At 58.5% G+C, this 22403-nt stretch carries 21 protein-coding genes; 13 read left to right on the top strand and 8 right to left on the bottom strand.

Annotated elements, in window-relative coordinates:
* Nucleotides 1-111 precede the first annotated feature (111 nt).
* Together VL003_RS08130 and VL003_RS08125 are read left to right on the top strand one after the other, a co-directional pair.
* Nucleotides 112-294: a hypothetical protein gene (locus VL003_RS08130; protein ID WP_325441369.1), complete on the top strand. Its 183-nt coding sequence runs from the start codon at nt 112-114 to the stop codon at nt 292-294.
* Between the two features lie 141 nt (nt 295-435).
* Nucleotides 436-732, top strand: a complete 297-nt coding sequence (locus VL003_RS08125; RefSeq protein WP_325441367.1) for a hypothetical protein — start codon at nt 436-438, stop codon at nt 730-732.
* Between the two features lie 753 nt (nt 733-1485).
* On the opposite strand, the gene VL003_RS08120 is transcribed toward VL003_RS08125, so the two are convergent.
* Together VL003_RS08120 and VL003_RS08115 are read right to left on the bottom strand one after the other, a co-directional pair.
* The gene (locus tag VL003_RS08120) at nt 1486-1677 is read right to left on the bottom strand and encodes a type II toxin-antitoxin system CcdA family antitoxin (RefSeq protein ID WP_325441370.1); all 192 of its coding nucleotides are present in this window, start codon (nt 1675-1677) and stop codon (nt 1486-1488) included.
* A 75-nt stretch (nt 1678-1752) separates the two neighbouring features.
* Nucleotides 1753-2874, bottom strand: a complete 1122-nt coding sequence (locus tag VL003_RS08115; RefSeq protein WP_325441365.1) for a hypothetical protein — start codon at nt 2872-2874, stop codon at nt 1753-1755.
* 231 nt (nt 2875-3105) lie between these two features.
* Here VL003_RS08115 and VL003_RS08110 point away from each other — a divergent pair, with 231 nt between their 5' ends.
* Together VL003_RS08110 and VL003_RS08105 are read left to right on the top strand one after the other, a co-directional pair.
* Nucleotides 3106-3480, top strand: a complete 375-nt coding sequence (locus VL003_RS08110; RefSeq protein ID WP_325441363.1) for a hypothetical protein — start codon at nt 3106-3108, stop codon at nt 3478-3480.
* A gap of 62 nt (nt 3481-3542) precedes the next feature.
* A complete protein-coding gene (locus VL003_RS08105; RefSeq protein ID WP_325441361.1) occupies nt 3543-4679 on the top strand; it encodes a cobalamin-independent methionine synthase II family protein in 1137 nt (378 codons plus the stop codon).
* 9 nt (nt 4680-4688) lie between these two features.
* Here VL003_RS08105 and VL003_RS08100 read toward each other — a convergent pair whose 3' ends face one another.
* Nucleotides 4689-5216: a peroxiredoxin gene (locus VL003_RS08100; protein WP_325441359.1), complete on the bottom strand. Its 528-nt coding sequence runs from the start codon at nt 5214-5216 to the stop codon at nt 4689-4691.
* A 14-nt stretch (nt 5217-5230) separates the two neighbouring features.
* On the bottom strand, nt 5231-7828 hold the full coding sequence (locus VL003_RS08095) for a GDYXXLXY domain-containing protein (RefSeq protein WP_325441357.1): 2598 nt from the start codon (nt 7826-7828) through the stop codon (nt 5231-5233).
* Between the two features lie 143 nt (nt 7829-7971).
* On the opposite strand from VL003_RS08095, the gene VL003_RS08090 reads away from it, so the two are divergent.
* The 3 genes from VL003_RS08090 to pcaCD all read left to right on the top strand — a co-directional run bounded on the left by VL003_RS08090 (nt 7972) and on the right by pcaCD (nt 12491).
* Nucleotides 7972-9711: a methyl-accepting chemotaxis protein gene (locus VL003_RS08090; RefSeq protein WP_325441355.1), complete on the top strand. Its 1740-nt coding sequence runs from the start codon at nt 7972-7974 to the stop codon at nt 9709-9711.
* Between the two features lie 111 nt (nt 9712-9822).
* A complete protein-coding gene (locus VL003_RS08085; protein WP_325441353.1) occupies nt 9823-11193 on the top strand; it encodes a lyase family protein in 1371 nt (456 codons plus the stop codon).
* A 29-nt stretch (nt 11194-11222) separates the two neighbouring features.
* Entirely contained in the window at nt 11223-12491 is a 1269-nt protein-coding gene (pcaCD, locus tag VL003_RS08080) for a bifunctional 4-carboxymuconolactone decarboxylase/3-oxoadipate enol-lactonase PcaCD (protein ID WP_325441351.1), read from the top strand.
* 498 nt (nt 12492-12989) lie between these two features.
* On the opposite strand, the gene VL003_RS08075 is transcribed toward pcaCD, so the two are convergent.
* From VL003_RS08075 to pcaQ, 3 genes are all read right to left on the bottom strand, one after another.
* Complete coding sequence (locus VL003_RS08075; protein ID WP_325441349.1) at nt 12990-14162, bottom strand: ABC transporter substrate-binding protein; 1173 nt, start codon at nt 14160-14162, stop codon at nt 12990-12992.
* A 177-nt stretch (nt 14163-14339) separates the two neighbouring features.
* The gene (locus tag VL003_RS08070) at nt 14340-15506 is read right to left on the bottom strand and encodes an ABC transporter substrate-binding protein (protein ID WP_325441347.1); all 1167 of its coding nucleotides are present in this window, start codon (nt 15504-15506) and stop codon (nt 14340-14342) included.
* A 133-nt stretch (nt 15507-15639) separates the two neighbouring features.
* Nucleotides 15640-16611: a pca operon transcription factor PcaQ gene (gene pcaQ, locus VL003_RS08065; protein ID WP_325441345.1), complete on the bottom strand. Its 972-nt coding sequence runs from the start codon at nt 16609-16611 to the stop codon at nt 15640-15642.
* A 141-nt stretch (nt 16612-16752) separates the two neighbouring features.
* Here pcaQ and pcaH point away from each other — a divergent pair, with 141 nt between their 5' ends.
* From pcaH to VL003_RS08035, 6 genes are all read left to right on the top strand, one after another.
* Complete coding sequence (gene pcaH, locus VL003_RS08060) at nt 16753-17493, top strand: protocatechuate 3,4-dioxygenase subunit beta (protein WP_325441343.1); 741 nt, start codon at nt 16753-16755, stop codon at nt 17491-17493.
* Nucleotides 17493-18131, top strand: a complete 639-nt coding sequence (pcaG, locus tag VL003_RS08055) for a protocatechuate 3,4-dioxygenase subunit alpha (protein ID WP_325441341.1) — start codon at nt 17493-17495, stop codon at nt 18129-18131. Before pcaH ends, pcaG begins: the two co-directional genes overlap by 1 nt.
* A 205-nt stretch (nt 18132-18336) precedes the next feature.
* Nucleotides 18337-18690 (top strand): helix-turn-helix transcriptional regulator, encoded by a 354-nt coding sequence (locus VL003_RS08050; protein ID WP_325441339.1) that lies wholly within the window; start codon nt 18337-18339, stop codon nt 18688-18690.
* A gap of 26 nt (nt 18691-18716) precedes the next feature.
* On the top strand, nt 18717-19814 hold the full coding sequence (locus VL003_RS08045; protein ID WP_325441337.1) for a carboxynorspermidine decarboxylase: 1098 nt from the start codon (nt 18717-18719) through the stop codon (nt 19812-19814).
* A gap of 37 nt (nt 19815-19851) precedes the next feature.
* Nucleotides 19852-21138 carry a saccharopine dehydrogenase family protein gene (locus VL003_RS08040; protein WP_325441335.1) on the top strand — a complete coding sequence of 429 codons (1287 nt, stop codon included), beginning with the start codon at nt 19852-19854 and terminating at the stop codon, nt 21136-21138.
* Between the two features lie 177 nt (nt 21139-21315).
* Nucleotides 21316-21927 carry a BPSL1445 family SYLF domain-containing lipoprotein gene (locus VL003_RS08035; RefSeq protein ID WP_325441333.1) on the top strand — a complete coding sequence of 204 codons (612 nt, stop codon included), beginning with the start codon at nt 21316-21318 and terminating at the stop codon, nt 21925-21927.
* A 34-nt stretch (nt 21928-21961) separates the two neighbouring features.
* Here the strand turns inward: VL003_RS08035 and VL003_RS08030 are convergent.
* Nucleotides 21962-22403 (bottom strand): IclR family transcriptional regulator domain-containing protein (locus VL003_RS08030; protein WP_325441331.1); only part of this gene is annotated, 442 nt, incomplete at its 5' end.

Here is a 22403-nt window from a genome sequence, read left to right as displayed (position 1 = left end):
GTGGTGCAAGGGCTGCAATGAGCCAACGAAGCGTGATCGGTGCAGCCCGCGCCGGGTTCCAGTCAGGCGGTTCAACGGGCCGTGGCACCATCACCAAATAGGCAGACCGACATGAACGATACCCTTCGATTGATCCTCTTTTGCGGCGCTGGCGCGTGGGCCTTTATGTCGCTGTATCAAGACTTCAAAGACCCGGTACGCAGGCGGCGGCTGCTGAAAATCATCTACGTGTTTTCGGCCCTCTGGGTCGCTACCGTTGCCTTCCTCATTTCCTCGTGGTGGACGGCAACGTAGACCAGAAACACAGAGCCATCAGCAATGCACAGCAGCCCCGTGAAGGGGCTGCTTGCTTTCAAGCCCGTCACAAAGGCCGTGTACCTATCTGTTGACTTTGCATTAACATGATCTTTCATATTCGAAAAAGGAGAGAGTACAGTGAGCACATTTGATCTGTACAAGCGGGGATACAACGACGAAGACGAGCTGATTGAGCGCAATCTGATTTTGGTGGAGCATCAACACAGCAGCAGCGGATTGCAGGCCCCAGCAGTTCGCTTATTTAAAGGCGGTTCCATTAGGCTGAGGAACAATAGTTCTGATTGGCAGCTGTCTTCTAGCAATGGCTACGTCTTGCGATCATTAGATGGTGAGAATGACATCGAGTTTCAACCAGCGCAGACTGGCGAGTGTGTCAAAAGATCAGGGGACACGGTCACCATTCGCATTCGGTGAACTTGCCGAATTTCGACCGCCCGAAAGTGTCAACCAACTGTCAACGGCATAGCGAAATAAAGCACCTTTATAGCGCCATCATCACAGCCTAACCAATTGATTGCTAAGGTAAAGCACAAACAAAGCGACTCTATCAGACGGAATCATAATCCGCAGGTCCCCTGTTCGAATCAGGGATGCGCCACCAAAGATATCAAGCACTTACGCCAATCCTTCGGGGTTGGCGTTTTTGCTTTCTGGTTTCGTGTAAGCACTTTGTAAACACTTTTGGTGAATGCTATACCCGTTGCGGCCAAAAAGAACAAACCACCTTAGTACTTAGTAGTTAGCAAACCCTCTAATCCGTGCGCTCGAATGCAGCCACGACAACCGCCGCCAATGTGTCGAGCGATATCCCTCTACGTTGCGCGTTGGCAGAGCTAAGCCACTGCTTAAGTTTTTTTGCGCCTTTTGAGGCGTTACATCCTACGCAACACAAAGCAATGTTTTCTACAGTCGCAATTGTTATATCGTTAATAATGTGCTCCCACGAGCGCTGAGCTGCACGGGTTTCCCCGAAACCGCATCCACAGTAAACACAGCGACTATCTCTTGCCAGAACGGCCTCTTCAACATCTGAAGGAATACCCCATTTATTTGCCATACCCATGACCTCATCTCAGGAATCAATCCCGCTATCGCAGGCGCGTGTGCGCGTGTAGGCACTGAAATTTCCCCTATCATGGGGGTTGGGGTAGACGTCGTAGTGGCTCATCAGAACATCCGGTACTTCGCCAGTGGAAGGCCGTGATTTTCGACGAAAGCGTTGGAACTCTCGATGGCTTCTTGGTTCTCAGCCAGCCAACGCTCGCTGCGCGTGTGTGCGATGGCCTTGGCAATGCCGGCTTCAGCAGCCTGCGAGATATTGATTTGCAACGCCTTGGCCTCGGAAAGCAGGTCCTCAATCAGCTGAACAAGCAGGCGGGTCCCTACGCGCCTACGGCGGTCATGTCTTGGCCGGAACCGGCCCCCTTGCCCGCCTTATTCCCTGAATATTAATTTCCACCAGACCCGCTGCCCCTCTTTCGTCAGCTTGTACTCAAAAATCACCGCCCCGTCCCAATCCAGGGTCGTGTAAACCTCACCGCCGGGTATATGACGATTAATCCGGATGTGTTCCTGACTGGGCGTTCCGAGTCCACGAAACAACGCACCTAAAAGTGCGGCCTTTCGCTCCTTTGCTTGGGGTTTGTCCAGATGATTGGCGTCTGCCGTAATGGCAATGACCGCCAATTTTCCGCTCGAATCGGCTCTGGTGGCGAGCCGACCAATAAAGCCGGGCAGGATCTCAAATTCAAGCAAGGAATTTTCCAGTGCACGCAATGGGGCAGCGTCATCGCCCAAAGTGATCATCAGCGGTCGCTGATCTGCGGTAACCCAACCGTGAGTGGCATTGATGCCGTTGTCCAGAGCCTGAGTGTCGTCGGGTGTTACGCTCGGGCCGTAAGCCCAAGCCGGCGTGAACGCCGGCGGGGTTGCGCATTGGCGATCAACCCCCGCCAGCCTGCTACTGACGATGCCCGCCTGCGAGAAGGCCACCTGCACGACGTCGTCGTCTACGGGGGCAGCCGTCTTGCCGGCGCCGGGCTTGGGGACCAGTTGCATCAGCACGTCGTAGGTGCTGCTAATTTTATTGTCGAGCCGCGTTCTGACCGCGTACACCCTGCGATTCGCAGTAGAGGAGTCCCCCCAAACCACTGCCAGCTGAACTTCCTGGGGCTTTCCTGACCTATCCCACACGCGCTTTACATCTTCATATCGGGGTGGCTCTGCGTGCACCGCCTGCTTGAGCAATTGCTGATCCAGTGCGGCGAGCGATGGGCAGGTAAACAGGAAGGTATTGCTGGTGACTTTATTTGCTTCGCTCTGACCCGGTGCAACGTATACCACCCGCGTCACCGGTACTTCGCCCACGCGGACGACCCCCTGTTGCAGCAAGTACTCGGGAATCCGGGGGGAAACCGGAATCAGTGTGGCATTTTTTTCAATGACCGAGACCCGTGCCGGCGCCAGTGCATCTGCAAGGGTGGAAAATGTAGATTCCGCATGTGCCTGGCAAACCGATGCGGCGAGCAAGGCAAAGAATATGATTTTTTTTGTCATGAGATTGGTGCCTAGCGCAGGGCGCAGAATGAAAGCGTTTGAAGGTGCGCAATTATAGGGGCGTGCGATGCAAATGCGTCGATCTTATAGTTGGCCCGGTTCAGGCCTGCTCTGCTTTGCGCCCGGCAACCACTGGCCTGACACCTGTGTGCTGATACACTTTTGCCGGCAACGTTACACCAACAGAATAGATGCAATCATTACGACACTGTAGAACCAGCATTCACAAAAATGAAATACACATTCCAGAAAATCTTCGTCACCTTCGTCAGTTCCATATTCATACTGATCGGCGCAGGTCAAATCATCATGAACGTGAGCAGAACAGGAGCCTTCGACATTAGCCGATCATTCCTCGGGGTAGCGTTTCTGGTCATTGGACTGATCAGCTTGATTTCCAGTTGGCGCCGAATATCAAAGTACCAGAACAAAAACTACGCTTGGTACAAATCCACGTATCCCCAGCACGTTCAAGGTAATAAGGTTTCGTGTTTTTCTTGCGGCAATACCCGTATCCATGCCCGAGGCCTTAAAAACCATTCGTACACGCGTGAGCATTTCTGCACGCAATGCGGCCAAACGCTGTACCACTCCCCTGAAAGCTGATCAAAACCGAGCGTCCAGTTTAGATACACTGGCTGCTTCCCATAACAACACTTAAGACAACCATGACGCCTATTCTTACTACCCATGTCGGCAGCCTTCCTCGAGGTGACGAGCTGGCGCAACTGTTGCTTGCGCGCGACCACGGCCAACCGGTCGATCCCGCACACTTCGAACAAGTTGTGCAGACCGCAATTGACCATGCCGTACAAAAACAAGTGGAAGTCGGTGTGGGTGTCATGAGCGACGGCGAGCTGGGCAAGGTTGGCTATGCCACCTACATTACAGAGCGCCTCGAGGGCTTTGGCGGCCATATTGACCGCACTCCAGCAAAAGATCTGGCCGACTTCCCCGAGCTAAGGAAAAAACTCAGCGCCATCATGGGGTCGCAAGAGTTCGTGCGGGCCGCTTGCATCGGCCCGGTCAAGCTGCGCACGCTTGAACCGTGCCATGACGACATCCGTCGCTTCAAGTCTGCAATCGAACAGCACGGCCAAGGCGGCCGGGGCTTTATGAATGCTGCGTCTCCCGGCCTGATAACGGCTTTCCAACCCAACCAGCATTACCCGACGCACGAGGCTTATCTGGCCGACCTGGTCGAGGCAATGCGCCCCGAATATGAAGCCATTGTCGCGGCCGGCTTCGATCTTCAGCTTGATTGTCCCGACCTGGCAATGGCGGCTCATACAGGCTTTCAGAACTTGAGCGAAGCAGAGTTCACCGCACGAGCCTGGCAGAATGTCGAAGCGCTAAACGCGGCCACCCGCAACATTCCCTCCGAAAAATTGCGCATGCATATCTGCTGGGGCAACTACGAAGGGCCGCACCACTGCGATATCGCCCTTGAAAAGGTCATTGATCCGATCCTGGCCGCCAAGCCCTCCACCATCTTGTTCGAGGCCGCAAACCCGCGACACGAGCACGAGTGGGAAATCTGGCGCGACGCCAAGCTGGCCGACGACAAGATTCTGGCTCCGGGCCTGATCGATAGCTGCTCGAACTACGTCGAGCACCCAGAGTTGATCCGGCAACGCCTTGAGCGCTATGTGGGCTTCATGGGCCGTGATCGCGTGTTGGCAAGCACCGACTGCGGGTTCGGCACGTTTGCCAATTACGGCAAGATCGACCCAGCCGTAACCTGGATGAAGCTGGCCGCGCTGCGCGACGGCGCCGATCGGGTTGGCCCAGTGTCGGCGCGCTGACCGCGCGCCTTATAAGCGTTCGTCCACCCCCAGCTTGCCCAGCTTGGCGGCCATGTCCTCGGCCGAGGATTCAGGCCGCACCTGGGTGTCGATGGCCAGAATCTTGCCGTCTTTGCCGATGTAGAACGTATGCCGCTTGGCGTACCCTTTTTCGTGCAAGACGCCGTAGGCCTTGGCCACTGTTTTTTCTTCGTCGCTTAGCAGCGGAAAATCGGCGCCGGTTTCAGAAGCAAACCCTTTGTTGTCAAGCAAGGGGTCGACACTGGCCATGAAGTAGGTGACGTCGTACTGGCGAATAAGGTGGCCGTTTTCAGCCAGCGACTTGCACTCTATGGTGCAGCCGTAGGTATAGGCCTGAGGAAACCAAGCCAGCACCACGGCTTGTTTGCCCTGGTAATCGGCCAAGCTGTATGTGCTGCCGTCCGACCCCGGCAAAGTGAAGGCCGGCGCCTGGTCGCCCACCTCTAGCGCAGAGGCAGACGCGGCCGCCAATGACAAACAGGCAACCGAAAAAAATTGCGCGCAATGTTTAAGCATGGTGTTCTCCTGTGTCAGCGCTGGGCCAGCGGGTGCATGGCTGAGTCGAGCACATTGACCAGCAGCCCCACTCCGTTGCCGTCAACACGCAATTGGCCGTAGCGCGCCTGTGCGAAATGGTCAGCCTGGCCTTCGGGAAAGAACCAGGCGTCGGTAACGACCCGAACACCGCCATGACGCAAACGAAACTCGAGCAGCACATCGCTTTCTTTTGGTTCGACCCCAATCATCGAATTGGGCTCGTGGGCATCGACCTGGTCTTTGACCGAAGCAAAACTGCTTGGCACCACCGCCAGTAATCGATGCACGCCGGCCGAATCGGGACGCAGCACCAGCAAGCCCTCCCGCTGCGTTTCGATGGTACGGCGCGAGGCTTCGGGCGCGTGTTCAAGGGTGCCGTAAACCTGATCGGCCACCTGGAAGTTAAGACGCATGTAGTCGCCTTGCATCAACGAGCGCGGATCAACCGGAGCCAACTGCAACACAATCGGGCGGCCCTGGTTCAGTACTTGTTCTCGTTGATAGATACCGGTATTGACGACCAACAACACCAGAAACAGGCCCGCCAGCAACCCGAACGCCTTTCCGGCGCCAGGCGTTGCATGGCGCGCAACCGGGGCTTCGTGCGACGCAACCCGGGGGGCTGCTTCACTGTCTGGCTGGGTTTCGGTCGAGCCGCGCAGACCACCGGCACGGCGGAACAACCATGCACAAACCAGCAGCCAGACGCCCGTTGCAGCCAGCAAGGACGACTTATACAGCAAGGAAGAATCGAGCAGATAGTAATAGCGCATGAGGTAGGCCATTAGCGCCAGCACACCGAAAGCCTGCAGGCTGCGATGCTTCATGGCCTGACCCAGGACCAGCCAAAGCAGCGCCAGCGACACCCCCGGTGCGCCCATCCAGCCAACGCTTCCAACAGAAAACGCTGTGGGCACACCCAGCCGCGTCATGAGTGGCAAGGCTGGTCTGCGCCACAACAGCGCAGCCACGGCCAGCACGGGCATGGCCGCGCACGCCAGCCATATGACCACCACCGAAGGGTCGTTATGCCAGACCTTGAGCAAGGCGCCCAAGGGCGGCGCGGGGGTCTGCCACACAACGATCTGCGCCAGAAAAACCAGCGCCCAACCCAATGGTCGCCAGCGCTTGCCGGCCAGTTCGCCCCGGCCCCACAGCAGCGCAAGCGTGCCGGCCACAGAAAACCACCACACGCGCAAGTACAGCGGTAAAGACACGCCCCTCAGGGCGTGCTCGGTACCGAGCAGAGTGCCGTCGCCGGTTTGCACAGGCCAGGTCATAAGCGTTGCCATGCCAAGCACAAAAAAAGCGGCTATGAAACGGAACGCGGCGTTACCCGCCAGAACGTAAAGACCCAGGCCCAGCACCAGCAAAGCATAGATCGCCAGAAGCGCCCCTTCGTCGTAAAGCATGAAGAAGCTTCCTCCGGCGAGCAGCAAGCCGGCCGTCATCAGCGTAAGCCCAAGTTCGCGAACGACTTCAGAACCCGAACTGCGATAAAGGATTACCCCGACCAGACACACGACCAGCCCGGGCACCCAAAGAAACTCGACTTCGAAGTCGAGCACCATTAGCAGGAACGCCATGAGCAGCACCGCAGTGATACCCATGGCCACGAGCCTGAAGACGCTTATATACCAGGGCTCCCCATGCACAGCCCGGGCGCGCAGCAGTTTGCCAAGCTTGCGCAGGCCAAAGGCCATGGCCGCCAGCAGCACCAATACCGCCACCAACAGCCCTGCCTCGGACCCCACCCAATGCAGCAGCGGCACCACCAGCAAAATAAACGCCGCTACAGCGGCCAGGCTGACAATGACCAGATCGGACCTGAGGCGGGTGTATACAAGATATATCGCAGCCAGGACCAGCCAGCCGATGAGGGACATGCCTATCGGGCCCGCCCCCGTGTCAATCGCTCCAAGCGCTGCAGCGACCAGCCAGCCGGCAATGGCGGTGGCTAGTGCCCGTGCCGCGATGCGCCACGGGTCGTTGAAGAAACGGGCAAAGACTTCGTACAGTGTCAGCAGCACTACATTCAACAACGCCGCCACCAGGGCCGAGCTCGTCCACGTGCCCCAGCCGAACCAGATGCCGCCACTGTGCACACCAATATAAAGGCACAGCGCAGTATTGAGCACGGCAGCAAACAAAAGACCGATAAACACCGTGTGCAGCGTGACCAGCCACGGCAATAACAAGAGGGCCCAGGTCAGAAACAACTGCCAGGCGTCGGCGCCCGTTTGATAAATTTGGCCGACCAGTGCCAGCAAGGCGCCCACGGCCACCGCCGCCAGGCCCGCAAGATTCGAGCGAACACTGAAGTTATGGTTGGCCGACCCTTTGTTGCGCCATGAGGCCTTGTCTCGAGGCCGGATCAACCACGCCGCTAAAACCAACGCGGCCAGTACCAGTTGAGCACCCGCCAACTTGGCCGGTTTCGACGCATCGGCCCAGTTCGCCGCAACCCAGAAAACGCCCGACCCGGCCAACAACAGGCAGGCGATGGAAACCGCGCAGCGATAAACAAACAACAGACGTGCATCGGCCTGCTTGCCCTCGCCCTGCGCTTTGCCACGAACTTGCTCGATCACCTTGCGCTACCTTTGAACTGTGAAGAGGACGCCCATTATCAAGAACCTAAAGTTTCCTCGCAAGCAAACGTTAACCTCATTAACCAGCGGTGCATTGAAGCTTTCACCGTCCAACACCCAAAATACCAAAACAACCACCATACATGCGTAAAAATCTGCCCATCACCAATGTAGAGACCCCGGTACGAGAAGACCAATATCTGATTTCCAAAACCGACATGAAAGGCCGGATCATCTATGCGAACCCGGCATTTATCGAGGTCAGTGGCTTTCATCGGGATGAGCTCCTGGGCAAGGCCCACAACATCATTCGCCACCCCGACATGCCACCGGCGGCGTTTGCCGATCTTTGGGAGACCCTCAAACAAGGCAAGCCCTGGATCGGCGTCGTCAAAAACCGCCGAAAAGACGGGGGCTACTATTGGGTGCTGGCCAACGCCTACCCCGTGGTTGAAAACGGCGAAGTCACCTGCTATGCCTCCGTGCGTGTCAAGCCCAGCGAAGAGCAGGTACGCGCTGCCGAAAAATTCTACGCCGACATCAATGCCGGCCGCCCCGGCGGTTACGGCGTAAAACAAGGCCAACGAGTTCGGGTGGGATGGCGCCGCCTCATCGATTATTCGGCCATGCCTTTCCAGAACAATCTGCGCATGGGTCTGGTGCGCATGGTGGCGGCCGGCTTTATCGCTGCGGGTGTCGCGGGCTACTTTGCCCTGACAGGGGGCGTGCCGGAGCAGTGGCTCTGGGCGTTCTGGTCTGGATTGGGGTTGCTGGCGGCGGGCGGCATCTGGCAAGCCGTGGCCGTTCAGCGCCGGGTGGTCAATGCCATCAAGAACATCGCCGAAACGGCCCGTCAGATTTCAGCCGGCAACCTCACCACTTATATTGCCCAGGGCTCGCAAAAGAATGAACTGGACCGCATGGGTTTTTACCTGGACATCATGCGCAAGAGCCTGATCAGCATCGGCGACGACGTGCAAAATGGGGTTCGGGCAACCAGCCACACCGCGCAGGTGCTGTTCGCCAACAACACCCATCTGTCGGCACGCACCGAAGACCAGGCCGCGTCGCTGCAACAAACTGCCGCAGCCATGGAAGAGCTGACCGCAACCGTCAAGCAAAACTCCGATAACGCCCACGTTGCCGCCAGACTGGCCGACGACAGCATGCGTATCGCCCGCCAGGGCGGCAACGTGGTCGCCGAAGTGGTGGAAACCATGGACGGCATCCACGACAGTTCGCGCAAAATCTCCGACATTGTGAACCTGATCGAAGGCATTGCCTTCCAGACCAATATTCTGGCGCTGAACGCTGCGGTGGAATCGGCCCGGGCGGGCGAGGCCGGCAAGAGCTTTGCCGTCGTGGCCGGCGAAGTACGCAACCTGGCCCTGAAAAGCTCGCAAGCCGCCAAAGAGGTCAAGCATCTTATCGACGAATCTACCTCGCGCGTGACCATCGGCTCTGAACAAGCGGCCCGGGCGGGCGCGACCATGCAGGAGATCGTCGATTCGGTACAACGAGTCACCGACATCATGGGCGAGATTTCCACCGCATCGGTCGAGCAGTCGGTAGGCCTGGTACAGATCAACCAGGCCGTCGGCCAGATGGACGGCGTCACTCAACGCAATGCTGAACTTGTGCACGACCTGGGCCAGACCGTGCGCACCCTGTCGGCCGAGGCCGAGAACCTGGGTGAAGCCATTGGCGTACTCAACACCGGCCTCAAGAAGGAAGGTCGTCCGGCCCCCATCGACGGGCGCCAGGGCAAAGGCCGCGCACCCCGGCAACCCGCGCAACAGCAGCCATGGCATGACGCCGCCAACGAGCCCTCGGCCAACGAAAAACTGAGCCACAACAAACCCCGGGCCATTCGTTCGTCGTAGCGGGCCGCATGGCCGGCCTTACACGGCGCAGGTCCAACCGCTACAATACCAAGGCCGGCTTGCAAGCCGGCCTTCTTCATTTTCCGCCCTTTTTTTCTGCCGGAGCCCACGTTGAGCGTTTCCATATTCGACAGTTTCCTGACCACGTCTGAAATTATTGAAGTTTTTGACGACAGCTCCGTTCTACAAGCCATGCTCGATTTCGAAGTGGCACTGGCCAAGGCGCAAGCCCAAGAAGGCATCATTCCCACCGAAGCAGCGCAATCCATTGCCCACCAGGCCGACATCAAGCTCTACGACGTGCCGGCCATTATCGTGGCCAGTCGCCGCGCCGGCAGCATGGCAATTCCCCTGGTCAAGGCTTTAACCAAATCTGTGGCCCAGCACGACCCCGCCGCCGCCACTCACGTGCATTGGGGCAGCACCAGCCAAGACGTCATCGACACCGGCATGGTGCTGGCAACACGCAAGGCCCTGCGGCTTATTGATGCTTCGTTGCTTGCCACCGCCACACGCCTGCTGGAGCTGGCCGATCAACATCTGACCACGCCGGTATTGGCCCGCACGCTCATGCAACCGGCCCAAGTAACCAGCCTGGGTTTCAAGATGGTGGGCTGGGCAGCACCCCTGGTGCGCGCTCGTCACCACATACGCGCCGCCGCCGACCGGGCCTTGCAGCTTCAGCTTGGCGGCGCAGTCGGCACCCTGGCTGTCATGGGCGACAAAGGCCCGGCCGTAGCCCGGCGCGTCGCGGCGGACCTGGATCTGAAAGCACCCGAGGGCAACTGGCATACGCAACGAGACGAGTGGGTGCGCCTGGGCATGGAGGTCGCCGTACTGGCCGGCAGCCTGGGCAAGGTCGCCACCGACTTCAGTCTGATGATGCAAGGCGAAATCGCCGAGCTGGCCGAACCCACCGGGGCCGGCCGGGGTGGCTCTACCGCCATGCCGCACAAACGCAACCCTGTCTCCTGCATGACCGCCCTGGCAGCCGCGCACCGCGTACCCCAACGGGCAGCAGCCCTGCTGGCCGTCATGGGCCAGGAACACGAACGTGGCCTGGGCAACTGGCAGGCAGAACTGGCCGAGTGGCCGGGCCTGTTTATCAGCACCCACGGGGCCTTGGTCGCGCTTCAAGAGGCCATTGAGGGCCTGCACATAGACACCGAACGTATGCAACGCAATATCGACGCCCTGGGCGGCCTGGTGTATGCCGAGGCCGTGTCCATTTATCTGGCCGGCGCCATAGGCAAGCCCCAGGCACACACGCTGATGGAGCGCCTGACCCAACAAGCCGTGGCCGATGCCCGCCCCCTGGGCGAAGTCGTTAACCAAGCGGTGTGCAACGACAAGCAGCTCAGCAAACAGCTTGATCTTGCCGCGTTGGATGCCTTGTTCGACCCGCGTGTCGCCAACGCCAACGCCGCCGAATTGGCCCGCGCCCAAATCGCCCGCCTGCGCGCGCAGCTGACGCAGAACTAACCTCTCCTTAATTTTTAAAGAGTAAATACATGAGCTTCGATCCTATCAATCACGATCTCGAACGCGGCCTGAACAATCGCCGCGAAATCCTCGGCGACGCCTGGGTAGACGGCTCGCTGTCACGCGCCAACAACTTTAATGCCGAGTTCCAGCAACTCATCACCCGATTTGCCTGGAACGAAATCTGGGGCCGCCCCGGTCTCGACAAGAAAACCCGCCGCGCCATGGTGCTGGCGATGACCATGGCCCTGGGCCGCTGGGAAGAATTCGAGCTGCACGTGCGCGCCGCCCTTCAAGGCGGCCAGGCTGACACCCGCCTGACCCCCGACGAGCTCAAAGAAGTGCTGATTCAAACCGCCGTCTACGCCGGCGTGCCGGCCGCCAATACAGGCTTTACCCACGCCATGGCCATACTGCGCGAAATCGGCCCTGAAATAGGTTATACGCTGGAGCCCGCAAGCATCTTCGACGCCGCCCACCCCGGCATCGGCAAAGAATCCGCGACCCTAAGCAAGCCCGCCCTGCACTACACGCTGCGACGCGCCCGCAACGGCGCCCCCCGCCACACCATCGTGCTTAGCCACGCCCTGGGCTGCGACCTGTCCATGTGGGACGCCCTGGCCAACACCCTGGCAGCCGACAATGACGTCGTCGCCTACGACCACCGCGGCCACGGCGGCTCCGACGCCCCCGCCACCCTGTACACCATGGAAGAACTCGCCCAGGACGCCTCGCGTCTGGTGCGCGAGCTGGGCGGCGGCCCCGTGGTGTGGATCGGCCTTTCCATGGGTGGCATGGTCGGCCAAGAGCTGGCCATCCGCGAACCCGAACTGGTGTCCGCCCTGGTCATTGCAAACTCCACCTCGGCCTACCCCGACGACGTGCGTACCGCATGGCAACAACGCATCGAAACCGTCCGAGGCAAAGGCATTGAAGCCATTGCCGATGCTGTCATGGAACGCTACTTCCATGCAGGCTTCCGCCAGGACAAAGCCGCCGCCGTCGCCGCCTACCGCAAGCGCCTTGTCACCACCGACTCCGAAGGCTATATCGGCTGCTGCAACGCCGTGGGCACCGTCGACACCACCGACCGCCTGCCCCAGGTCAAAGCGCCCACCCTGGTCATCGCCGGCGCCCTCGACCAAGGTGCGCCCGTCTCCATGTCCGAAACCATGGCTGCACAGATTCCCGGTGCCAAGCTGGTCGTACTCGAAGACGCCTCTCACCTGGCCGTCGCCGAACAACCCAAGGCTTTCGAGCAAGCCGTCACTCAGTTCCTGTCCGAACTGAAAGCCTGATCGGGGAACATAAGCGCACCCCACAAGCAGCCTGGCGATCGACGCGAAGTTTGTCTCAAGGCATCTCCCTTACCCGTACACCAGCCGGTGCCGCCGGAGGTGCCTGGGCCGGGCGTCGGAAGGCGCCGCGTGCTACCGAAGGCAGCGCGGGGGCTGTCGGCGAAAGCATGTCCGAGTTCCGCAGCCGCATAGCGGCTAAGGGCGAGTTCTTTCGCCGCCCGCGCTAACGAGGTAGACGCGGGTAGCCGGCAAGGCCGGCCGCCTGACCGCCCGGCCCAGGCACCTCCGCCGGCACCGGCGCTCAAGAACTCAATCCAGCATCGCCGGCAACATCAACGCCGGCGCTTAAAAACCCAAGCCAACGCCGTAAGCAAGATCGATACAAGCACTGAAAGACTCCAACGCAAAACCAAAAAAGAACCCCGGCATGAACCGGGGTTCTTTATTTACAGCACTCGCTCTACCGATCAGGCATTAAGCCCGACCAGCGAAGGCCAATTACTTGCCGGCCTTGCCTGGATCTTTAACTGCCTCCAGCACGTCGAACTCGACGTTTTCGAGACGGCCGTTGCGACGCTCGACTTTACGAATGTAGATGTTCTGGATGATGTCGCGTGTTTCAGGATCGATGCTGATCGGACCGCGTGGGCTTTCCCATGCCATGCCCTTGGCGGCAGCAATGAACTTGTCGCCCGACATATCGCCGTTGTTCTTCTCGGCCACCGCGTAGATCAGGTGCATGCCGTCGTAGCCGCCCATGGACATGAAGTTGGGACGCACGCCAGGGTATGCCTTGGCATACGCCTCGGTGTACTTCTTGTTCAGTTCGGAATCATGTGCATCAGAGTAATGGAACGAAGTGATCAGGCCCAGTGCCGGGTCGCCCATGGCGTCGAGCACGTCTTCGTCGGTAAGGTCGCCCGTGGCGATAAGCTTGATGCCTTCTTTGGCCAGACCGCGCGACTCGTAGCCTTTGAGGAAAGAAACGCCCTGCTCGCCCGAAGGTACGAACATGAAGATGGCGTCGGGCTTGGCGTCTTTGATACGCTGCAAGTAGGGAGAGAAGTCGGGGTTCTGAACCGGAGTGCGGACTTCGCCGATGATCTCGCCGCCGCCTTCAGTGAAGGTTTTGATGAACTGCTTTTCGGCGTCGTGGCCTGGGCCGTAATCGGCAACCAGCGTGTGCACACGTTTAATGCCGTTACGCAGCGCCCAGGTGGCAACCGGCGCCGAGTTTTGAGGCAGCGTCATGGAAGCGCGCACAATGTATGGCGACTTTTCGGTAACCGACGAGGTGGCGGCGTTCATGACGACCATGGGCATTTTTGCCGAAGCCGACAGGGGCGCCACGGCAAACGCCGAAGGAGTAAGGCCGAAACCAGCCAGTACGTCTACTTTGTCGCGGTTGACCAGCTCTTGAGCAGCACGACGGCTGATCTCGGGGGCAACGCCGGTATCGTCCTTGACGATGATTTGAACCTTGCGCCCTGCAACCGTGTCGCCATGCTGCTGCATGTACAGTTTGGCGCCGTTTAGAATTTGCAGGCCATACGAGGCATGCGGGCCCGACATCGGCAAGACGAAGCCGATCTTCAGGTCTTCGGCAGCGTGCGCCGACGCGGCAACGCCTAACGACATGGCGGCAGTTAATAGGGCTTTAGTGATACGCATCGGTTCTCCTCCAGCGATTATCGAGAAAATAACAAATGATCGTTATTTAGCAATCAGCTAGACTAAAAAATCCGTTACTTTTTGTCAATGCATTACGACCAAGCCTAGGGTTTACGACAATAAAAAAGCCTCGCCGTATGGATTACGGCGAGGCGCTTTACCTACAACGAGCCGGCCCTAGTTTTTAGCCTTGACCGGATCCTTGAACTCGGGCAGGCGGTCAAACTCGACGTTCTGCAGTTTGCCGTCAACCTCTTTGACTTCGCGAATATAAATGTCCTGCACAATATCGCGAGTTTCGGGGTCGATAGCGACCTGACCGCGCGGGCTTTCCCACGACAGGCCCTTGGCCGCCTCAATGAAGGCATCGCCGCTTGTGTCGCCGCCGTTCTTTTTAAGCACTGCGTCAATGAGCTGCATGCCGTCGTAACCCGCTACCGACATGAAGTTGGGACGCTTTCCGGGGTAGGCTTTGTAGTAGCTCTGCACATACTGCTTGTTCAGCTCCGAATCGTGCGCTTCGGCATAGTGGAATGACGTCATGACACCCACGGCATCACCCATGGCGTCCAGCACGTCTTCGTCGGTCAGGTCACCGGTGGAGATCAGCTTGATGCCTTCCGCGGCCAGACCACGCTCTTGATAGCCCTTCAAGAACGCCACTCCCTGTTCTCCGGCCGGCACAAACAAAAATACCGCGTCGGGGTTGCTGTCTTTGATGCGTTGTAAGAAGGGAGCGAAGTCGGGGTTGCCCACCGGGGTGCGTACCTGTCCCACGATCTCGCCGCCTGCTTCGGTAAAGGTTTCAACGAATTGCTTTTCAGCATCGTGTCCCGGACCGTAATCGGCCACCAGCGTGTACACCTTCTTGATGTCGTTCTTGGCTGCCCAAGAAGCAATCGGGGCCGTGATCTGCGGCAGCGCCATCGAGGTACGCACAATATAAGGCGATTTTTCAGTGACCGACGACGTAGCCGCGTTCATGACGATCATGGGCACTTTGGCTTGCGTGGCCAGCGGGCCGACCGAGAAAGCCGACGGCGTCAGACCGAATCCGGCCAAAATATCGACCTTGTCGCGGTTCACCAACTCTTGCGCCGCGCGGCGGCTGACGGCCGGCGCGACACCCGTGTCGTCCTTGACGATGAGTTCTACGGTGCGATCGCCCAATTTTTGCTGGTTTTGCTCCAGATAGAGGCGCGCGCCATTCAAAATTTGTTCGCCATAAGGGGCGAAGGGACCGGACATGGGCAACACCATGCCGATCTTGAGGTCGGCGGCCTGCGCCGCACTGGTCACGCCGAACGCCAGGGCGACGGCCGTGAAAGTTTTACTGAAACGCATTGAATTTCTCTCCTGCGGATAAAGCAGCCTGTGGGCACACGCCGGTCAGGCCAGAAACCAAATGTTCGTACTGCAAACATTTATTCACATACAGAACAACCACAAGAAAGGTTATAAGGCCGGCTGACGTTTGTCAAACGCCCGACAGTGTCCAAGCGCTACCCTCACCCCGACGTCGAGTGGCGGCGTCCCGCAAGATCTTCATGAACGACAAGGCGCCGCGCCCAAGCTGAGCCTCACTGCGACGCAACAAACCCACCGGTTCTTCGGTGCCGTCGGTCGTAATCGGCAATTGTTGGAGATGGCGCTGCGCGACATCTTCTCGCACGGCACCGATAGGCGTGAACCAAACAGCGTCGGTGCCCATTGCCACCAGGCGCGCCACCGAAACCGACAGCGTCTCAAGGCAATTGGCGGGCAAACTCAAACCCCGTGCATGCAGGAAGTTTTCAGTGTTGTGACGCGGCACCGTGCCCCGGGTGGACACAATGAGCGGAAACTCGACAATGCGCCCAAGGCCTGCATCCGGTTCAGCAAGCAACGGGTGGCCGGCACGCACCACCGCCACCAAGGGCTCAACGTACAGCAGCTCGAATGACAAACCCGCCGTGGACTCGGGGTCGGCCATGCGGCCCAACACAAAATCGACCTCGCCAGAGCGCAACTTATCGAGCAACGGGGTATTGGCCGCGATCTGGATGTCGACCCGCGCCTGCGGCCACATTGTCCGGAATTCGGCCAGCGTCAACGGTAAGATATCGGGCGCGACGCTAGGCAACGCACCCACCAGTACGGTCTCATGTGCAGCCTCGCTGTCGGCACTGACGGCGCGCCGGGCGCCCTCGAGCGCGTCCAGCACCGACAAGGCATGGGTTAGAAACAGCTGTCCCTCACGGGTCAGGCGCGCACCGAAACGTCCGCGCTCGACCAACTGCGTTTCAGTCAGGGCCTCGAGTTCGGCCAGCGTTTTGGAAACCGCCGGCTGGCTTAAATGCAAGCGCTCGGCCGCCTTGCGCAAGTGCTGTTCTTGCGCCACTGCCACAAAGCACTGAATATGCCGAAGCCGGATGCGGCTGTTGAATAACTGCGATGCGACAGATGCCATGACCTGGATTCATGTTGGGTTTCGATTACCCCAGGTTATCAAACTGTGCCGGTTAATTCAATTTACATGAAGTTTTCCACCGCTTACCATATGGTCAACTGAGTCGGTTGCACGACGCAGCAAGACCACAAGGAGATTCCAATGACCACCCCCACCGAACAATTCGGCGAGTTCCTGCAGCGCGACCGCAGCTGGCACCCCGCCGCGTACACGCCGGGCTACAAAACCAGCGTGTTGCGTTCGCCCCAAAAATCTCTGATCTCGATCGAGAACACGTTGTCCGAAATCACGGGCCCGCGTTTCTCTCCTGACGAGTTGGGCCCGCTGGACAACGACCTTATCCTGAACTACGCCAAAGAGGGCCTGCCTATCGGCGAGCGTATTCTGGTTCATGGCTACGTGCTCGATGAAAACGGTCGCCCGGTTCCCAATGCCCTGGTCGAAGTATGGCAGGCCAACGCCTCGGGCCGCTATCGCCATAAAAACGATACCTACATTGCCCCCATCGACCCCAACTTCGGTGGTTGCGGACGCGTCCTTACCGACGAAAACGGCTATTACTTTTACCGCACGGTCAAACCCGGCCCGTACCCCTGGCGCAACCAGATCAACGATTGGCGCCCGGCTCACATTCACTACTCGATTTCGGCTTCGGGTTTCGCACAGCGTCTGATCACGCAAATGTACTTCGAAGGCGACCCGCTTATACCCGGCTGCCCCATCGTTCGCTCCATCAACAACGAAGAAGCCGTGCGCGGCCTCATCGCCCAGTTGGATCGCGGTGCGTTCGTTGCGCTTGACAGCATGGCCTATCGTTTCGACGTCGTGGTGCGCGGCAGCCGCGCAACCCTGTTCGAAAACCATCTCCAAGGAGCGAAATAATGTTCAGGGAACTCAATACACCCGTCTACCTGAAGGAAACCGCTTCCCAAACCGCGGGTCCATACGTTCATATCGGCCTGGCACCCAAACAGGCCGGTTTCGACATCTTTGAAAAGAACTTCGGCAACGTACTGGTCACACCGGAAACCAAAGGCGAGCGCATCCGTCTTGAAGGCCGTGTGTTCGACGGTAGCGGTGCGCTGGTTCGCGACGTACTGCTGGAAATCTGGCAGGCCAACGCCGCCGGTCGCTACAACCATCCTGCCGACAAGCAAGAAGACAAAGCCATCGACCCAAGTTTCCGGGGTTGGGGCCGCGGCGCTTCCGACTTCGATACGGGCGTGTACTTTTTCGACACCATCAAGCCCGGTGTGGTCACCGGCCGTCACGGCAAGCCCATGGCACCGCACATCAATGCGTGGATCGTCGCCCGGGGCATCAATATCGGCTTGAATACACGCATCTACTTCTCTGACGAAGAAGAAGCAAACGCCAACGACCCCATCCTGAAAGGCATCGAGTGGGTCGAGCGCCGTAAAACGCTTATCGCCCAGCGCACCGAAAAAGACGGCAAGGTCGTGTACCAGTTCGACGTCCATATCCAGGGGCCCAACGAAACGGTTTTCTTCGACCTTTAATACCCGGTCCAGTCGCTTGATTCGCGGGGCAGCCACAAGCCGCCCCGCTCACCAGAAGCCCGCAACGCCACCACGCGTTGTGGGTTTTTTCGTATGGGCTGCCGGTTCGCGGCATATTAATTCATAAAAATTTTATATGGATTTGACACCATATGTACTTCAAGACATAATACGACCCTTGACCCAATACTGCGCCTCCCTTTTCATGGCAAAAAAGCACAAAGACGTATCGTCAACCAAGGCAGTCCATGCAAATGGGGCGGTTCTTTCCGACCATATGGCAACGACCACGTTGAAAGGCCTGCGAAAACGCGCCGGCCAAACACAGGAAGAACTTGCCGCCGCACTTGGCGTGGGGCAAGACACCATCTCGCGCCTTGAAAAGCGCAGCGACATGTTGCTTTCGACCTTGCGCCACTACGTAGAGAGCATCGGCGGCGAACTGACGCTGGTGGCCACGTTTCCGGGCGAGCCCTCGCTGATCATTGATTACCGCGACGAAAGCCCGCAAGAACACAAAAAACGCGGCCCCAAACCGGCCGGCCTTGACTCACCCTGAACTTTGTATCTATCCGCATTCGCGCCATGATTCCGACCCCTTATTATCTTATTGACAAGCCCGCCCTATTGCGCAATCTGCGCGTTATAGATCGTATTCGGGAACGCTCCGGCGCCAAACTCCTATTGGCTTTAAAGTGTTTTGCCACCTGGTCGGTGTTCGATCTGATGCAGCAATACATGGACGGCACCACCTCTTCGTCGCTCTACGAAGTAAAGCTGGGCCGCGAAAAATTCGGGAAAGAAACCCACGCCTACAGTGTGGCATTCGCCGACCATGAAATTGACGAAGTCGTCGCCAACTGCGACAAGATCATTTTCAATTCCATCAATCAACTGAACCGATTCGAATCACACGCCGGCGATAAACCCGTCGGCCTGCGGCTTAACCCCGGTGTCAGTTGCGCCGGCTTTGACCTGGCCGACCCGGCCCGCCCGTTCAGCCGGTTGGGCGAATCCGACCCCGACCGCATCCGCTCGGTGCTCCATCGGCTCGACGGGGTCATGATCCACAACAACTGCGAGAACGACAGCTTCCAGCGCTTCGACCAGTTGTTAACCGAAGTCGAGCAGCGCTACGGCGACATTCTGGGCAAGCTCAACTGGGTAAGCCTGGGCGGCGGCATCAGTTTTACCGAGCCTGACTATCCGGTTGATGAGTTCTGCGAGCGCCTGCGCCGCTTTGCCCACACCCACAATGTTCAGGTTTACCTTGAGCCCGGCGAAGCCGCCGTGCGGCATACCACCACGCTTGAAGTCAGCGTGCTTGACGTCGGCTTTCAGGGCAAGAACCTGGCTGTGGTCGACAGCTCTACCGAAGCCCACATGCTCGACCTGCTTATTTATCGCGAAACCGCCCCGCTCGGTCAGGGCCAAGGCGACCATGTCTACCAGGTGTGTGGCAAAACCTGCCTGGCCGGCGACATCTTCGGCGAAGGCCGATTCCAGCAACCGCTTGAAGTCGGCGACCGCATCTCTATCGGCGACGCCGGCGGCTACACCATGGTCAAGAAAAACTGGTTCAACGGCATTCACATGCCATCCATTGCCATCAGGGAAACCGATGGCTCCATACGTCTCGTTCGAGCGTTTTCTTTTGACGACTATGTCGGCAGCCTGTCCTGACGACACCATTCAACCTGACTAAAAGAGAGAAAATCCCATGAAACGTAATGTTCTGATCATTGGCGCGGGCGGAGTGGCCCACGTAGTCGCCCATAAATGCGCTCAAAACAACTCGCAGCTTGGTGACATCAATATCGCTTCGCGTACCGTATCCAAGTGCAAGGACATCATTGATTCCATACACGCAAAGGGCAATTTGCAGCAAGCAGGCGTGTTGCAGGCGCACCAGCTCGATGCGCTTGATATCGAAGCCACGAAGTTTCTGATCCGCGCCACCCGCAGCCAAATTGTCATCAACGTCGGCTCGCCTTTTCTGAACATGTCGGTGTTGCAGGCCTGCATTGAAACCGGCGCTGCTTATCTTGACACCGCCATCCACGAGGACCCCACCAAAGTTTGCGAAATGCCTCCCTGGTACGGCAACTACGAATGGAAGCGTCGTCAGGCGTGCCAGGACGCCGGCGTAACGGCCATTCTGGGCGTGGGCTTCGACCCGGGCGTCGTCAATGCCTATGCGCGCTACGCCATGGACACCTACTTCGACCAGGTCGACTCCATCGACATTATCGACGTCAACGCCGGCAGTCACGGGCGTTACTTTGCCACCAACTTCGACCCCGAGATCAACTTTCGCGAGTTCACCGAAACGGTCTGGTCCTGGGAAGACAGCCAGTGGAAAGCCAACACCATGTTCGAGCATAAAAAAGAATGGGACTTGCCGGTGGTGGGTAAAAGCACCACTTACCTTACCGGACACGACGAGCTGCACTCCATGTCGAAGAACCTGGGGGTGCCCAACATCCGGTTCTGGATGGGCTTTGGCGATCATTACATCAATGTGTTCACCGTCCTCAAGAACCTGGGGCTTCTGTCCGAGAAACCCATCACCACCGCCGAAGGCCTTGAAGTCGTTCCCCTCAAGGTCGTCAAGGCCGTGTTGCCCGACCCGGCCTCGCTGGCACCCGATTACACCGGCAAGACCTGCATCGGCGATCTGGTCAAAGGCAGCAAAAACGGAAAACCCGAAGAAGTGTTCGTGTATAACGTTTGCGACCATAAACAATGCTTCGAAGAAGTGGGCAGCCAGGCCATTTCGTACACGGCCGGTGTGCCGGCTGTGGCGGCGGCCATGCTTATTTCCAACGGTATCTGGGACACTCGCGGCATGGTCAACGTCGAAGAACTCGACCCCCTGCCCTTTATTGCGCTGATGAACCGCATGGGGCTGGTCACTCGTGCCCGTCACGGCGAGCAAGACTTTATCGTCGATCCGCAAGAATCCATCATCGAAAAACAGGCTGACAAACTCGTCAATTACGGGTAAGGCACCAAAGCCTCAGATGGTTTCCAATAAATTTGGCCCGGGATGCGTCGCAGATCGGGCCAAATTCATTACCGGTCAGCTATCTGCTGCCTGCATCAGGTTTCTGCCTTGGGTATGCGGCTTGCTTCAGCATGCCGTCACACGGACCATGACCCCCATGGCCCACAGGAGAATTCCATGAATACCAAAATAACATCACGCAATGTATTGACGGCCCTAGCGCTTGCCGCCGGTGCCCTGACCATGGCTGCCTGCACCACCACCGTTCCGCAATCACAACAAAGCGTGGCCGAGCAGCGCCAGGAAATCAACACCCGCGCCGATGCCGTGCTTAAACGGCTGTATGAAGTCGCGCCCGAGTCACGGCAGCTTGTGTCTCAGGCCAAAGGCGTACTGATATTTCCGCGCGTGCTGGGCGGCAGCTTTATTGTCGGCGCCGAGCACGGCCAGGGCGTGATGCGGGTCGGCGGAAAAACCCAGGGCTACTACAGCACTTCAAGCGGCTCGATCGGCCTGCAAGCCGGCGCTCAGTCCAAAGCCATTATCTTCGTGTTCAAGACTCAGGATGCGCTGGATAAATTCCTGGCCAGCAACGGCTGGACCGCCGGGGTAGACGCCACAGTCGCGGTGGCAAACTTAAGCGCTACCGGCGCAGCCGACTTGAACACACTTAACGAACCGATCGTGGGTTTTGTTATGACCAACGCAGGCCTCGCGGCAGGTGTGTCGCTGGAAGGTACCAAAGTCGACCGCCTGGATGACCAGGGCCGCCCCATACGCGCCCGGTAAACATTGTTGCGCTGTGCCCGATGCGCCCGCTTTTTTAGCGGGCGCTGGTCAGCATATTGATCTTTGCTGCAGCGGCCAGCAGGCGGGGTACGCAAGCCTTAAGCAATTGCTCTGAGGTTATAGCGCGCGCATGGCCACTGACGTTAAGCGCGGCCACCACACGACCATTTGGCCCGCGAATAGGCGCTGCCACCGACACCAGACCGGGTTCGAGTTCTTCGGACACCAGGCTCCAGCCTTGTATTCGTACCTGCTGTATTTCTTCCAGCAAGGCTTGGCGGTCGACAATGGTATGGGGCGTGTAGGCAGTCAGGTGCATGTCCTGGATGCGCTGCTGCAGGACATCGTCGGGCAAACCTGCCAGCAACACCCGCCCCATGGCCGTGCAATCAGCCGGCAGACGGCTGCCCACCCCCAGATTGATCGACATAATACGATGCGCGGGCACTCGTACCACGTAAACAATCTCGTTGCCG

Source organism: Pusillimonas sp. (assembly GCF_035515275.1).
GTDB lineage: Bacteria > Pseudomonadota > Gammaproteobacteria > Burkholderiales > Burkholderiaceae_B > Pusillimonas.
The sequence above is the reverse complement of the archived record's forward strand: the minus strand, read 5'-3'. Positions and strand labels throughout refer to the sequence as shown.

What these genes read in the sequence shown, in the direction of transcription:
- pcaG (WP_325441341.1), top strand. Translation starts at nt 17,493, where the DNA reads ATGTTCAGGGAACTCAATACACCCGTCTACCTGAAGGAAACCGCTTCC.
- VL003_RS08040 (WP_325441335.1), top strand. Translation starts at nt 19,852, where the DNA reads ATGAAACGTAATGTTCTGATCATTGGCGCGGGCGGAGTGGCCCACGTA.
- VL003_RS08045 (WP_325441337.1), top strand. Translation starts at nt 18,717, where the DNA reads ATGATTCCGACCCCTTATTATCTTATTGACAAGCCCGCCCTATTGCGC.
- VL003_RS08050 (WP_325441339.1), top strand. Translation starts at nt 18,337, where the DNA reads ATGGCAAAAAAGCACAAAGACGTATCGTCAACCAAGGCAGTCCATGCA.
- VL003_RS08130 (WP_325441369.1), top strand. Translation starts at nt 112, where the DNA reads ATGAACGATACCCTTCGATTGATCCTCTTTTGCGGCGCTGGCGCGTGG.
- VL003_RS08090 (WP_325441355.1), top strand. Translation starts at nt 7,972, where the DNA reads ATGCGTAAAAATCTGCCCATCACCAATGTAGAGACCCCGGTACGAGAA.
- VL003_RS08035 (WP_325441333.1), top strand. Translation starts at nt 21,316, where the DNA reads ATGAATACCAAAATAACATCACGCAATGTATTGACGGCCCTAGCGCTT.
- VL003_RS08115 (WP_325441365.1), bottom strand. Translation starts at nt 2,874, where the DNA reads ATGACAAAAAAAATCATATTCTTTGCCTTGCTCGCCGCATCGGTTTGC.
- VL003_RS08100 (WP_325441359.1), bottom strand. Translation starts at nt 5,216, where the DNA reads ATGCTTAAACATTGCGCGCAATTTTTTTCGGTTGCCTGTTTGTCATTG.
- VL003_RS08075 (WP_325441349.1), bottom strand. Translation starts at nt 14,162, where the DNA reads ATGCGTATCACTAAAGCCCTATTAACTGCCGCCATGTCGTTAGGCGTT.
- VL003_RS08105 (WP_325441361.1), top strand. Translation starts at nt 3,543, where the DNA reads ATGACGCCTATTCTTACTACCCATGTCGGCAGCCTTCCTCGAGGTGAC.
- VL003_RS08070 (WP_325441347.1), bottom strand. Translation starts at nt 15,506, where the DNA reads ATGCGTTTCAGTAAAACTTTCACGGCCGTCGCCCTGGCGTTCGGCGTG.
- pcaH (WP_325441343.1), top strand. Translation starts at nt 16,753, where the DNA reads ATGACCACCCCCACCGAACAATTCGGCGAGTTCCTGCAGCGCGACCGC.
- VL003_RS08110 (WP_325441363.1), top strand. Translation starts at nt 3,106, where the DNA reads ATGAAATACACATTCCAGAAAATCTTCGTCACCTTCGTCAGTTCCATA.
- pcaQ (WP_325441345.1), bottom strand. Translation starts at nt 16,611, where the DNA reads ATGGCATCTGTCGCATCGCAGTTATTCAACAGCCGCATCCGGCTTCGG.
- pcaCD (WP_325441351.1), top strand. Translation starts at nt 11,223, where the DNA reads ATGAGCTTCGATCCTATCAATCACGATCTCGAACGCGGCCTGAACAAT.